A 13,325-nucleotide genomic window follows, 5' to 3' on the forward strand; every position below is an offset into this window, starting at 1 on the left:
TCTGCGGCGTCTGCCGGAGAGCGAGCTCCAGGCGGTGGCGGACGCGGTGCGCGCCGAGATGATCGACGCGGTCTCGATCACCGGCGGCCATCTCGGCTCGGGGCTCGGCGTGGTCGAGCTGACGGTGGCGCTGCACCACGTGTTCGACACCCCCGACGACCGGATCGTCTGGGACGTCGGCCACCAGTGCTACCCCCACAAGATCCTCACCGGACGCCGCGACCGCATCCGCACGCTCCGCCAGGGCGGCGGCCTGTCCGGCTTCACCAAGCGCTCCGAGAGCGTCTACGACCCGTTCGGCGCCGCACACTCCTCCACCTCCATCTCCGCCGCGCTGGGCATGGCGGTGGGCCGCGACCTCGACGCCGCCGCCGCCAGGCAGAACGGCCTGCCGGCGCGCAAGCGCCGCAACAGCATCGCGGTGATCGGCGACGGCTCGATGTCGGCGGGCATGGCCTACGAGGCCATGAACAACGCCGGCGCCCTGCACTCGCGCCTGATCGTCATCCTCAACGACAACGACATGTCGATTGCCCCCCCTGTGGGCGCCATGTCGGCCTACCTCGCCCGGCTCGCCTCCGGCGACACCTACCGGAGCTTGCGCGAGACCGCCAAGCAGCTCGGCAAGCTGCTGCCGCGGGCGCTCTACCAGCGCGCGGCCGCCGCCGAGGAGTACGCCCGCTCGCTGGTGGTGGGCGGGGGCACGATGTTCGAGGAGATGGGCTTCCACTACGTCGGCCCCGTCGACGGGCACAACCTCGACCACCTGCTGCCGGTGCTCAAGAACGTGCGCGACACCGAGCAGGGCCCGATCCTGCTGCACGTGGTCACCCGCAAGGGCAAGGGCTACGCCCCCGCGGAAGCCTCGGCCGACCGCTACCACGGGGTGGTGAAGTTCGACGTGGTCTCAGGCGTGCAGGCCAAGGCCAAGCCGAACGCGCCGGCCTACACCCGGGTGTTCGGCGAGAGCCTGATCAAGGCCGCGGACGCCGACGAGAAGGTGGTGGCGATCACCGCGGCGATGCCCGGGGGCACCGGCATCGACCTGTTCGGCAAGGCGCACCCGGACAGGACCTTCGATGTGGGCATCGCCGAGCAGCACGCGGTGACGTTCGCGGGGGGGCTCGCGACCGAGGGGTACAAGCCGTTCGTGGCGATCTACTCGACGTTCCTGCAGCGGGCCTACGACCAGGTCGTGCACGACGTGGCGTTGCAGAACTTAGCTGTACGGTTCTGCCTGGACCGGGCGGGACTGGTGGGCGCGGACGGGGCGACGCACGCGGGCGCGTTCGACCTGGCCTACCTGTGCTGCCTGCCGAACATGACGGTGATGGCGGCCGCCGACGAGGCCGAGCTGGTGCACATGGTGGCGACCCAGCACGCGCACGACGCGGGCCCGAGCGCGCTGCGCTACCCGCGCGGCGAGGGGGTGGGGGTCGAGCTTCCGGAGCGGGGCGAGGTTCTGCCGATCGGCAAGGGGCGGATCGTGCGCGCGGACGCGAACCCGCGGGTGGCGCTGCTGTCGCTCGGCACGCGGCTGGCGGAGGCGCTGAAGGCGGCCGACAGCCTGGCGGAGCGGGGCGTGCCGGTGACGGTGGCGGACGCGCGGTTCGCCAAGCCCCTGGACGAGGCGCTGATCCTGGATCTGGCGGGGCGCCACGAGGTGCTGATCACGGTGGAGGAGGGCTCGCGGGGCGGGTTCGGGGCGCAGGTTCTGCACCTCCTGGCCGAGCGGGGCGCGCTGGACGCGGGGCGTGTGCGGGTGCGGACGCTGACGCTGCCGGACCTGTACCAGGACCAGGACAGCCCGGAGAAGATGTACGCCCAGGCCGGCCTCGACGCCGCCAGCATCGAGAAGGCCGTCGCCGACGCCCTGCCGGTCGCCAAGGCGGAGACGGAGGAGCCGCGCGGCGACAACGTGGTGAGCGTGCGCCGCCGCCCGCGCTGAGGGGCCTCCGAGACCGCTCACGTCATCGCGGGGTGCAGGTGACGCGACCCAGGGCAGCGCGCGTTCTCCGGAGGTGGCGCTGCCCTGGGCTGCTTCGCTCCGCTCGCAGAGACGGCGGTCGGCTCTCGTGGAGAGATTTGTTTGCCGGTTAATTAAGCGGGCGGAAGCGCTGTTCCGCCCCGGCGCCCTCACCCCAGCGCCTCCTCCACGGCCTTCCCGCAGGCCTCCGTGTCGGCGTTGCCGCCGAGGTCGCGGGTGCGCAGCGTCCGCTCGGCCAGCACCCGCTCGATGCCCGTCACGATCTCGGCCGCGGCGTCGCGCTCGCCCAGATGCTCCAGCATCATCGCCCCCGACCAGATCTGGCCGATCGGGTTGGCGATGCCCTGCCCGGCGATGTCGGGGGCCGAGCCGTGGACCGGCTCGAACACCGAGGGGTGGTCGCGCTCCGGGTTGATGTTGCCCGACGGCGCGATGCCGATCGTGCCGGTGCAGGCGGGGCCGAGGTCGGAGAGGATGTCGCCGAACAGGTTCGAGGCCACCACCACGTCGAACCGGTCCGGGTTGAGCACGAAGTGCGCGGTCAGGATGTCGATGTGGTACTGGTCCCACTTGACGTCCGGGTAGCCCGCCGCCACCGCCTTCACCCGCTCGTCCCAGTACGGCATCGTGATCGAGATGCCGTTCGACTTGGTGGCCGAGGTCAGGTGCTTCCTCGGCCGCGACTGCGCGAGCTCGAAGGCGAACTTCAGGATCCGGTCGACGCCGTGGCGCGTCATGATCGTCTCCTGGATCGCGAACTCGCGCGGCGTGCCGGCGAACATCCGGCCGCCCGCGTTCGAGTACTCGCCCTCCGTGTTCTCGCGGACCACCCAGAAGTCGATGTCGCCGGGCTTGCGGTCGGCCAGCGGGCACTTCACGCCGGGCATCAGCCGCACCGGGCGCAGATTGGCGTACTGATCGAACTCGCGCCGGAACAGGATCAGCGAGCCCCACAGCGAGACGTGGTCGGGCACCCGCTCCGGCATGCCGACCGCGCCGAAGAAGATCGCGTCGTGGCCCTCGATCCGCGCCTTCCAGTCCTCCGGCATCATCCGGCCGTGGCGCTCGTAATAGTCGCAGGAGGCGAAGTCGAACCAGTCGAGCCGGAGGTCGAAGCCGTGGCGCTTGGCGGCCTTCTCCAGCACGCGCACGCCCTCCGGCACCACCTCCTTGCCGATCCCGTCGCCCGGGATCACCGCGATGCGGTAGCTGCGCTCTGAACCGGACATCGGATCCTCCTGCCTGTCTCCGGCGGCAAGGTGCAGCGCGGGCGGGCGGGGTCAATGCGCCGGGGTGACGATCCGCCCATGCCGCCGCCCATGCCGCCGCCCGCGCCGCCGTCCTCAGGCGCCCTCCCCGGCCACCGCCCGGCGCTGCCGGTCGAGTTCCTCACTGTAGCGCTTCAGGGTGTGGCTCTCGGTGAGCAGCCCGAGCACCGCGCGCTCCCCGTCGAGGACGGCGAGCGCCTCGCTCTCGGTGCGGTCGAAGGCGGCGACCGCGTCCTTGGCGTTCATCTCGGGCGTCAGGAACGCGTCCGGCAGCCGGGCGAGGTCGGCCAGCGTCGGGGGCGCCCCGTCCTCCCCGGTCTCGCGGGCGGCGGCGTGCGCCTCGGGCACGTGGACGATGCCGGCGTAGCGCCCCGCCCCGTCCACCGCGATCACCCGGGAGGGCGAGCCGAGCGGGTTGGCGCGCAGGAAGGTGGCGAGCGGCGTGTCGACGGGAACGGGGCGCACGTCCCGGCGCATCATCCGCCCGACGGTCAGGCTGCGGATCCAGCCGACGTCGTGCGGGCTGCGGATGCTCTCGCCGCGCAGGTGGAAGCGCCACGTGGCGAAGGAGTAGCCGAAGGTCTTGCGCACCGTGAGCGACGAGGCGATCACCGCGGCGAGCACGAGGCCGGCGATCGGCAGGCTGCCGGTGACCTCCAGCGCCAGGAAGGTCATGGTGAGCGGGCCGCCGATGACCGCGACCGCGAGCGCGCTCATGCCGATCACCGCGTAGGCGAGCGGCGTCAGCCCGAAGCCGGCGAGCGCGGGCACCACCTCCGGGGCGACGGCGGCGAAGAACTTGCCGGCCAGCGCCCCGAGGAACAGCGAGGCGAAGAACAGGCCGCCGCGGAACCCCGAGCCGATCGAGATCGCCGAGGCGAGCGCCTTGGCCGCGAACAGGCCGGCGAGCGCGAGCGCGGTGTGGCCCTGCGCGGCGTCGGCGAAGTGCATGTGCAGCGCCCCGTGCCCGCCCGACAGCGCCTGCGGCGTGCCGGCGAGCGCCAGCGCCCCGACGCAGAGACCGCCGAAGGCCGGCGCCGCCGCACGCGGGATCCCCGAGGCCTGCACCACGCTCTCGACCAGGGTGACGCCGCGCATGATCAGCACGCCGAGGCCGGCGCAGAGCAGGCCCAGCGCGAGGCTCGGCAGGACCTCCAGGGAGGTGACGTGCGAGCCGGTGACCGCCGCCACGTTCTCGAAGGCGACGAGCGGCTGCGTGTGCATCAGCGACCCCGCGACGAAGCTGCCGCACAGGGCGGCGACCACCACCGGCGTCAGGGTGGCGATCGCGTAGGTGCCGATGATGAGTTCGAACGCGTAGAACGCGCCGGTGAGCGGCGCTCCGAACGCCGCGGCGATGGCCGCGGACGCGCCGCAGCCGACCAGGGTGCGCAGGTCGCCCCGGCGCAGCTCGAACGCGATCCCGAGCCGCGAGGCGACGCCCGAGCAGAGCTGGGTGTAGCCCGCCTCCAGCCCGACCGAGGCGCCGCCCCCGTTCGAGACGATGTTCTGGAGGGCGAGGTAGAGGCTGTCGCGCAGGGACATCCGGCCGCCGTGCAGGGCGTTGGCCTCGATCGGGTCGATCGCCGGGCGCTTGCGCGGGCCGCGGACGTAGTGCGCGGCGACGATCAGGAGCCCGAGCAGCGCGCCGCCGAGGCACGGCCCGATCAGCAGGAGCACCGGCGGGACCGCGTCCGCGGCGCTGAGCCGGGTGCCCGGGGGCAACTGATAGAGGAGTTCGCGCAACCCTTGCGTCAGCCACGTCATCCCCGAGACCGCCGCCCCGGAGACGCAGCCGACCGCGGCGGCCAGCAGCACGAGGCCGCCCTCGCTGCGGCGCACGAAGGCCCGCAGCCGGCCCGGCGCCTGCACGAGCCGCGCGCCGGTCCAGCGCCGGCCGGTCCGGGCGGCCGGCGCCGCCGTCCGGGCCGCCGATGGCTGTCGCGCGCTCACGCCCGTTCTTACGCAGCCCCCGCGGGGCGCGTCCACGCCGGGCGGCGATTTGGCCGACATTCGCCCCGAACCATCGCCTTGAAATGCGCGCCGGCCCGCGATACACCCCCGCCAGTGCCGCCGTAGCTCAGTTGGTTAGAGCACCAGATTGTGGATCTGGGGGTCCCCCGTTCGAGCCGGGGCGGTGGTACCATCTGTTTCGCCTGATGGGGTCGAGGGGTTGGCGGAGCGCCGGCCCCTTTTGCGTTTCGGGCTTTTGCGTCCCGGGTTCGTCGTCCCGGTTCCCCCGTCCGTCCCGGGGCGCTAAGACCGGTCCCGACCGCGGGGCCGCCCCGCGGGTGTGACCGGGACACGAGCGATGAGTATCCCCGCGCGGCGCGTCCGCACCCTGTTCGACGAGGCGGCCATCGCCCGGCGCAACGCCGAGATGGCGGAGGAGATCCGCGCGGCCGAGCCCGAGAACCTGCTGGTCGTGGCGGTGCTCAAGGGCAGCTTCATGTTCGCGGCCGACCTGCTGCGGGCGCTGCACCGGGTCGGCCTCGCGCCGCAGGTGGAGTTCGTGCACCTGTCGAGCTACCGCACCGCCACCGTCTCCAGCGGCCAGGTCGAGATCTTGCGCGACGTCCAAAGCGAGGTGCGCGGCCGCGACGTGCTGCTCGTGGACGACATCCTGGAATCGGGCCGCACCGTCGTCTTCGCCAAGGACCTGCTGATGGCCCGCGGCGCCAAGCGGGTGCTGACCGCGGTGCTCCTGGAGAAGCCGGGCAAGCGCGCCGTGACCATCGACGCGGACTTCGTCGGCTTCACCTGCCCCGACGTGTTCGTGGTCGGTTACGGCATGGACGCGGCCCACGCCTACCGGCAACTGCCCTTCGTCGGCGTGGTCGATTACGGCAGCCCCGACCCCGACCTGTTCGGCGGTGCGTGACCGGAAATCCCCAGGCGTCGCCGCATTGCAAAATAGGCGGCGGTGACGGGATCGATTTCATCGCCCGGCTCTTGACACGGCGATCGTTCCGTCCGCGTGCTCGGACCGGACGGACAGTCGCTCACACGAGACCGGACGAACACGGCACCTATGGCGCGCATCCTGCTGGTGGATGACGAGGAGACGGTCCGCGGCTTCCTCAAGCGCGGGCTGGAGATCGACGGTCACGCCGTCGTCACCGCGACCGACGGCAGCGACGGGCTCGACCGGCTCAACGAGGCCGGCGGCGGGTTCGACCTGATGCTCACCGACATCCGCATGCCGCTCATGGACGGCATCGCCCTGGCGCTCGCGGCCAAGCGCGACTTTCCCGATCTCACCATCCTGCTGATGACCGGCTTCGCCGATCAGCGGGAGCGGGCCCGCGGCCTGGACGCCATCGTCACGGACGTGCTGACCAAGCCGTTCTCCCTCGCCGACCTGCGCGATACGGTCAAACGGGCGCTCGCCGCCTGAGGCCGGGTCCGCGCGGGTCTCCCGCGGCGGAGCGCTCAGTCCGGGATGGCACAGGCGATCGACAGGCACAGGGCGGCCACCGCCGTCAGCGCGACTGCGGCCTGCCGCAGCGCGTGGCGGAGCCGCGTCCGGCCGGAATCCCGCGGCCGTCCGAGATGCAGCTCGTCGTCGAAGCCCCGGACGAACGCCTCGAAGGTCGGGACGGCCCGAACCGCGAGCCACAGCCACGCGCCGAGCGCCGCGAAACCCAGGACGCCGCCGCCGTAGGTGAATGCATCGTCCAACATGGCGTTGCCCTGACAGCGAACGCCCCCTGGCCTGCAACTTAAAATACTCTCTCCGGTCCAGGCAAGACGTGTCGCCCGCGCGGCGCCCGGCCCGCGGCGTTTCACCGGCGCCGTTGCGCGGACATCACAGATGAGGCGCGGTTCGAGCGTCGTCGGTCATAGATTTTTAACAACGCACCTTAGGTGGGACTTCACGCGCGCCTGAGACACATCGTCGAACCCTCCGGATGAGAGCCGTCGACGACCATGGCCGCCACCTACCGCCGCGACAGGGATGACGACGCCGACGAGGCGTGGGAGGACGACCGGTACGCCCGCGAGCGCCCGCGCAAGGGCCTGTTCCGGCGGATCTACGGGCTGCTGAAGTTCGCCCTGTTCGTCACGCCGCTGGCGCTCTTCCTCTACGGCAGCTTCGCCGATTGCCGGGCGCGGCCCGCCTTCACCGGCTGGCTCGACGTGATCGGGGCCGGCGCGTGCGCCCGCAACGAGATCGTCGGCAACGCCTCCTCGATGCAGGACAACTTCGCGATCCTGCGGCGCCTCGTGAACTGACGCTCCTCGACCGGAAGCTTCTTTGCCTCTCCCCTTCCCGACCGCCGGACGAACGCCCATGCCCACGCAGACCGCCGCCCCGCTGCCCGCCCGCGACGCCGCCGATGCGGACGAAGAGGCACGGTTCCGCGCGCGGATGGCACGGGTCGGCAGCGCCCCCGACCGTCGTCCCGCGCAGCGCCGGCGCTCGGCCCGGAGGGCGCCCGGGGAAGGCGGCCTGCGCCTCGGCTGGAAGAGCTGGCTCGCGATCGACTGCGCGGTCGTGCTGCTCGTGGTCGCCGGCGTCGTCGCGTGGCCGCCGGTCCAGTCCTGCCGCGAGCAGCAGCACACGACCGGCTTCTACGCCGGCGACTCGGTGGGCAAGTGCATCCGCCGCGGCGTCGGCGCGCGGATCGCCCAGGCGGACCAGCGCATCAAGATGCTGATCCGCGGCTCGGGCCACTGACGGCTGCGCCGGAGCCCCGCGCGGCGATCCCGGACGGGCTCGCCGCGCGGGGCATCATACTGTTTCCGGGTGAACCGTTCGGTGATCCGGGCCCACGCCGTCATCGCGAGCCGTAGGCGAAGCGACCCAGGGCAGCGCGCGGTTTGAGACAGTGGCGCTGCTGGATTGCTTCGCTCCGCTCGCAAAGACGGAGAGCGTCGATCCCGAACCCTCCAGCCGGAAGCCGTATCACAGGGTGCGCATCACATGTTGGGGTAGTTCGGACCGCCCGGGCCCTCCGGGGGCACCCAGTCGATGTTCTGGTTGGGGTCCTTGATATCGCACGTCTTGCAGTGGACGCAGTTCTGCGCGTTGATCTGGTAGCGCACCCCGTCCGAGGCGGACGCGTCCTCCACCCACTCGTAGACGCCCGCCGGGCAGTAGCGCGCGCTCGGCCCGCCGAACACGTCGTGCTCGGAGCGCTTCTGCAACTCCAGATCGCGCACCTGGAGGTGGGCCGGCTGGTCCTCCTCGTGGTTGGTGTTCGACAGGTAGACCGAGGACAGCCGGTCGAAGGTCAGCTTGCCATCGGGCTTCGGGTAGACGATCGGCGTCACCTCCGAGAGCGGCTTCAGGCAGGCGTGGTCCGGCTTGCCGTGCGCGAGCGTGCCGAACGGCGAGGCGCCGAGCAGGGTCGTCGCCCACATGTCGATCCCGCCGAGGCCGACCCCCACCAGGGTGCCGTACTTCGACCAGAGCGGCTTGACGTTGCGCACCGCCTTGAGGTCCTGCCCGATCGGGCTGTCGCGCCAGCCGGCCTCGTAGGCGGCGAGCTCGTCCCCGGCCCGGCCGGCGCTCAGCGCGTCGCTGATCGCGTCCGCCGCCTGGATGCCGGACAGGATCGCGTTGTGCGAGCCCTTGATGCGCGGCACGTTCACGAAGCCCGCGGAATCGCCCACGAGGCAGCCGCCGGGGAAGACGAGCTTGGGCACCGATTGCCAGCCGCCCTCCATGATCGCCCGCGCCCCGTAGCCGATGCGCTTGGCGCCCTCGAACGTGTCGCGGATCAGCGGGTGGGTCTTGAAGCGCTGGAACTCCTCGAACGGCGACAGGGTCGGGTTCTCGTAGTTCAGGTGCGTGACGAAGCCGACCGAGAGGAGGTTGTCGTCGAAGTGGTAGAGCCACGAGCCGCCGCCGGCCTTGTTCGGCAGCGGCCAGCCCATCGTGTGGCGCACGAGCCCCGGCTCGAACCTGTCGGGGGCGAGCTGCCACAGCTCCTTCACGCCGATCCCGTACTTGAAGTGGTCGCTGTCCCGGTTGAGCGCGAAGCGCTGGATCAGCCTCTTGGTGAGGTTGCCCCGCGCCCCCTCGCCGAACACCGTGTACTTGGCGCGCAGCTCCATGCCGCGGGTGTAGTCGTCCCGCTGCGCGCCGGACTTGGCGATCCCGAGGTCGCCGGTGGCGATGCCGACGACCGCGCCGGCCTCGTCGAACAGCACCTCCGCGGCGGGGAAGCCCGGGTAGATCTCGACGCCCAGCGCCTCGGCCTGGGCGCCGAGATACTTGGCGACGTTCGACAGCGAGCCGACGAAATTGCCGTGGTTGGACATCAGCTTGGGGAAGAACACGTTCGGCAGGGTCACGCCGCTGTTCTTGGTGAGCATCATGAACTCGTCGCGGGCGACCGCGGTCTTGAGCGGCCGCTCGGGGTCCTGGCGCCAGTCGGGCAGCAGGGCGTCGAGGCCGGTCGGATCGACCACGGCGCCCGACAGGATGTGGGCGCCGACCTCCGAGCCCTTCTCGACCACGACGACGGAGATGTCCCCGCCGGCTTCCGCCGCGCGCTGCTTGAGCCGGATCGCGGTCGCGAGCCCGGCCGGCCCCGCGCCGACGACGACCACGTCGAAATCCATGCTCTCGCGTTCGGGCAGCGCCATCCTCGCCTCTCCTGGTCTTCGTCGTTGTGCCGGTGGGCCCGCCGGCCCGCGTTGCGTCGTCTCAAGCGATTCCAGACTGGAAAGGCAACCCGAAACGCGGCTGCATCGGCTAAAGATGCGCATCCGCCGCGGGGACGTGCCCGGATGCCGTGGGCGGAGGCGCCGGCCCGCGCCACCCCGCCGCACAAGCCCTTGCCGGCCTTGCGCGTTTTCGACGTTGTCCACAGGTCGTCCCGACCCCACATGTGACGCGATGCCCGATCCCGCCGACGCGCAGGCCGACCTGATCGCCTATCTCGACTTCCACGTGGAGGCCGGGGCCGATGCCGTGCTCGACGAGCACCCGCACGACCGTTTCGACGAGCCCGACGCCCCGTCCCCCGCAATGCGCCCCGCGCCCGCACGCCGGGCTCCCGCGGCGCAGGCCGCGAACCCGTCCCCCCGGCCCGCCGGCCTCGTGCCGCCGCCGGGCGCGGCCCCGCAATCCTCCACCTTCGGCCGCGCCGCGAGCGCCCAGCCGGACGCCGCGGCGAGCGACGCCCGGGCGCTCGCCAAGGAGGCGAAGACCCTCGACGCGCTTCAGGCCCTGCTCGCCGGCTTCGACGCCTGCCCCCTGCGCTTCACCGCCAAGAACCTCGTGTTCGGCGACGGCAATCCGCAGGCGCGGGTGATGTTCCTGGGCGAGGCGCCCGGTGCCGACGAGGATCGGATCGGCAAGCCGTTCATGGGCCGCTCCGGCCAGCTCCTCGACAAGATGATGGCCGCGATCGGCCTCGACCGGACCAGCGCCTATATCGGCAACATCGTGCCGTGGCGGCCGCCGGGGAACCGCAACCCGACGCCGCAGGAGGTGGCGGTGTGCCGGCCGTTCGTGGAGCGGCAGATCGAGCTGGTCGATCCCGACCTGATCGTCTGCCTCGGCGCGCCCGCCACTCAGACCTTGACCGGCACCAAGGACGGCATCCTCAAGACCCGCGGCCGCTTCTTCCCCTACAGGCTCGGCAAGCGCGAGGTGCAGCTCCTCGCCACCCTGCACCCCGCCTTCCTGCTGCGCCAGCCGGTGCAGAAGCGGCTGGCGTGGCGGGATTTCCGGGCGCTGCGGGCGGCGCTCGCCGCCAAGGCCTGACGGCACAGCTTGACGGATCTTCCGGAACCGGGCTTCCGCTCGCGTCATTAGAGCCCTGCCGGAGGCGGGCGCGGCACGGATGGCGGAACATGCGCTGGGAAGATCTACGCAGCTCCAGCAACGTCGAGGACCGGCGCGGCGAAGGCGGTGGGGGCGGCGGCATCGGCTTCCCCGGGGGCGGGGCCGGCGGCCTCGGCATCGGCACCATCGTGGTGCTGCTGATCATCAGCTACTTCACCGGCATCAACCCGGCGATCCTGATCGGCGGCGCCGAGCGGATGGGCGGCGGCAACAGCCGCCAGGAGCAGGCCGACCCGCAGACGCAGGCCAAGCGCCGCCAGGCGCCGACCGACCAGTCCGGCCAGTTTGCGTCGAAGATCCTCGGCAACACCGAGGACGTGTGGAGTCAGATCCTGCCGCAGCAGACCGGCAAGCAGTACACGCCGACGACCCTGGTGCTCTACACCGGCGGCACCCGCTCCGGCTGCGGCTCGGCCCAGGCGGCGATGGGGCCGTTCTACTGCCCGCTCGACAAGAAGGTCTATCTCGACACGAACTTCTTCAAGGAGATGGCGCAGAAGTTCGGCGTGAAGGGCGATTTCGCCTACGCCTACGTCATCGCCCACGAGGTCGGCCACCACGTGCAGGACGTGCTCGGCATCCTGCCGAAGGTGCAGGCCCGCCAGCAGCGCGCCTCCAGCAAGGCGGAGGCGAACGCCCTCTCCGTGCGCGTCGAGCTGATGGCCGACTGCCTCGCCGGCGTCTGGGCCAAGAACTCCAACGACAAGTACGCCGAACTCGAACAGGGCGACGTCGAGGAGGCCCTGAACGCCGCCGCCCAGATCGGCGACGACGCCCTCCAGAAGCGCTCCCAGGGCTACGCCGTGCCGGATTCCTTCACCCACGGCAGCTCGGCCCAGCGCCAGCGCTGGTTCATGGCCGGCTACAAGAGCGGCCAGACCAAGGCCTGCGACACGTTCCGGTCCGCCAACAACTGAGGACGCGCTCGGCTAAACCGCTCGGTCGTCCGGCCCGCGCCGTCATCGCGAGCCGCAGGCGAAGCGATCTACCGTGTCTCGGGTCAAGCGGGTTTGAAGGGCTTTCCGGCTCGGATCATCGCGTTGAGGACGGTGACGAGCTTCCGCAGGACGGCGATGAGGGCGAGCTTGTGGGGTTTGCCGTCGGCGCGCAGGCGGTCGTAGACGGCCGTGAAGGTGGGGTTGTGGCGGCTTGCGGTCAGCGCTGCCATGAACAGCACGTCGCGCAGGGGCTTGCGGCCGCCGGCGATGGCGGCGGCGCGCAGGGCCGAGCCGCTGTGGCGGGTGATGGGGGCGACGCCCACGAGGGCGGCGACGGTGCGGCGGTTGAGGGTGCCGATCTCGGGCAGCCAGGCGAGGACGGCCTGACAGGCGCGCGGGCCGACGCCCTTGCACGAGCGCAGCAGGGCGGCCTTGCGGGCGAGGTCGGCGTCGGCGGCGATGGCGGCGTCGAGGGCTTGGGTCATCGCGGCGATCTGCGCCTCGATCACGGCGAGGCAGGCCGCGATCGAGGCGCGCACGGCCGGGCTCTCGGCGCGCTCGGCCCGGCAGCGCTCGGCGTGGCGCTGGTCCTTGAGCTGGGTGAGGCGGGCCATCAGCTCGGCCAGGGCGCGCTGGGCCGGGCTGGGCGGGGGCACGGCGGCCTCGTCTGCGGTGAAGGCGGCCAGCCCCGCCAGGACGGCGGCGTCGATCCGGTCGGTCTTGGCCAGCCGGCCCGTGGCGCGGGCGAACGCGCGGGCGCGGTTGGGGTGGAGGCGGCGGATCGGCAGACCGAGGCTCTGGGCGGCGGCCAGCAGCGGGCGCTCGTAGCCGCCGGTGGGCTCGTAGGCGAGGGCGGCGCAGGCGGCGGGCGCCCAGGGGCCGGCGAACGCCGCCGCCAGGGCCTCGGGGGTGTTGGCGGTGCGCAGGCTGCGGCCGGTGGTGTCGGCGAGATCGACCCAGGCCTTGGACACGTCGGCGCCGACGAAGCGGGCCGCAGGCGAGGGAGCGGGGGACGGAGCAGGCGGCGTGGGGAAGGGCGTGGGGAAGGGCGTGGCGGGGGACGTTCCGGCGCGGGACGTTGCGCTGGGCTGGACGGAGGCTACCATGGCGAGACCTTTCGCGAGAGAGGCGAGGTCCTCTGGCACCGGATCGTAGGCTCGGGCTGCTCCCGCTCTACCGTTCGTGCTCAAGACCGCGGAGGGACGGCCGGCGGATCCAGATTGCTTGCGACCTCGCGGTCCACCCAGGAGCGATCTCGCCGGCCGCCCTCCATCATCGGTCCGACCGGTCAACCGGCAAACCGATGGAGATGACGTACGACCCAGGGC

At 72.0% G+C, this 13,325-nt stretch carries 12 protein-coding genes and 1 tRNA gene; 8 read left to right on the top strand and 5 right to left on the bottom strand.

Going from position 1 to position 13,325, the window contains the following annotated elements:
* The first annotated feature begins 1 nt into the window (after position 1).
* Positions 2-1,948: a 1-deoxy-D-xylulose-5-phosphate synthase gene (gene dxs, locus Q8W71_RS31015; RefSeq protein WP_305529216.1), complete on the top strand. Its 1,947-nt coding sequence runs from the start codon at positions 2-4 to the stop codon at positions 1,946-1,948.
* Positions 1,949-2,136: 188 nt separating this feature from the next.
* Here the strand turns inward: dxs and Q8W71_RS31020 are convergent, their stop codons facing one another.
* Positions 2,137-3,216 carry a tartrate dehydrogenase gene (locus tag Q8W71_RS31020; protein ID WP_305529217.1) on the bottom strand — a complete coding sequence of 360 codons (1,080 nt, stop codon included), beginning with the start codon at positions 3,214-3,216 and terminating at the stop codon, positions 2,137-2,139.
* A gap of 114 nt (positions 3,217-3,330) precedes the next feature.
* Entirely contained in the window at positions 3,331-5,268 is a 1,938-nt protein-coding gene (locus tag Q8W71_RS31025) for a chloride channel protein (protein WP_370875589.1), read from the bottom strand.
* Positions 5,269-5,324: 56 nt separating this feature from the next.
* Between Q8W71_RS31025 and Q8W71_RS31030 the strand changes: the two genes are divergently transcribed.
* The 3 genes from Q8W71_RS31030 (at position 5,325) to Q8W71_RS31040 (ending at position 6,652) form a co-directional block, all read left to right on the top strand.
* Positions 5,325-5,401: transfer RNA gene (locus Q8W71_RS31030), tRNA-His, on the top strand.
* Positions 5,402-5,566: 165 nt separating this feature from the next.
* On the top strand, positions 5,567-6,136 hold the full coding sequence (hpt, locus tag Q8W71_RS31035; protein ID WP_305529218.1) for a hypoxanthine phosphoribosyltransferase: 570 nt from the start codon (positions 5,567-5,569) through the stop codon (positions 6,134-6,136).
* Positions 6,137-6,286: 150 nt separating this feature from the next.
* A complete protein-coding gene (locus tag Q8W71_RS31040) occupies positions 6,287-6,652 on the top strand; it encodes a response regulator (protein ID WP_305529219.1) in 366 nt (121 codons plus the stop codon).
* A 35-nt stretch (positions 6,653-6,687) separates the two neighbouring features.
* Here the strand turns inward: Q8W71_RS31040 and Q8W71_RS31045 are convergent, their stop codons facing one another.
* Positions 6,688-6,939: a hypothetical protein gene (locus tag Q8W71_RS31045; protein ID WP_305529220.1), complete on the bottom strand. Its 252-nt coding sequence runs from the start codon at positions 6,937-6,939 to the stop codon at positions 6,688-6,690.
* 246 nt (positions 6,940-7,185) lie between these two features.
* Between Q8W71_RS31045 and Q8W71_RS31050 the strand changes: the two genes are divergently transcribed.
* Entirely contained in the window at positions 7,186-7,491 is a 306-nt protein-coding gene (locus Q8W71_RS31050) for a hypothetical protein (RefSeq protein WP_305529221.1), read from the top strand.
* Between the two features lie 58 nt (positions 7,492-7,549).
* Positions 7,550-7,936: a hypothetical protein gene (locus tag Q8W71_RS31055; RefSeq protein ID WP_305529222.1), complete on the top strand. Its 387-nt coding sequence runs from the start codon at positions 7,550-7,552 to the stop codon at positions 7,934-7,936.
* Between the two features lie 242 nt (positions 7,937-8,178).
* Here Q8W71_RS31055 and Q8W71_RS31060 read toward each other — a convergent pair whose 3' ends face one another.
* The gene (locus tag Q8W71_RS31060; RefSeq protein ID WP_305529223.1) at positions 8,179-9,852 is read right to left on the bottom strand and encodes an electron transfer flavoprotein-ubiquinone oxidoreductase; all 1,674 of its coding nucleotides are present in this window, start codon (positions 9,850-9,852) and stop codon (positions 8,179-8,181) included.
* A 253-nt stretch (positions 9,853-10,105) separates the two neighbouring features.
* Between Q8W71_RS31060 and Q8W71_RS31065 the strand changes: the two genes are divergently transcribed.
* Together Q8W71_RS31065 and ypfJ are read left to right on the top strand one after the other, a co-directional pair.
* Complete coding sequence (locus tag Q8W71_RS31065; RefSeq protein WP_305529224.1) at positions 10,106-10,978, top strand: uracil-DNA glycosylase; 873 nt, start codon at positions 10,106-10,108, stop codon at positions 10,976-10,978.
* A gap of 89 nt (positions 10,979-11,067) precedes the next feature.
* Complete coding sequence (gene ypfJ / locus Q8W71_RS31070) at positions 11,068-11,976, top strand: KPN_02809 family neutral zinc metallopeptidase (RefSeq protein WP_305529225.1); 909 nt, start codon at positions 11,068-11,070, stop codon at positions 11,974-11,976.
* A gap of 83 nt (positions 11,977-12,059) precedes the next feature.
* Here the strand turns inward: ypfJ and Q8W71_RS31075 are convergent, their stop codons facing one another.
* Positions 12,060-13,103 carry an IS110 family RNA-guided transposase gene (locus tag Q8W71_RS31075; RefSeq protein ID WP_305524651.1) on the bottom strand — a complete coding sequence of 348 codons (1,044 nt, stop codon included), beginning with the start codon at positions 13,101-13,103 and terminating at the stop codon, positions 12,060-12,062.
* Between the last annotated feature and the right edge of the window lie 222 nt (positions 13,104-13,325).

Source organism: Methylobacterium amylolyticum (assembly GCF_030700245.1).
GTDB lineage: Bacteria > Pseudomonadota > Alphaproteobacteria > Rhizobiales > Beijerinckiaceae > Methylobacterium.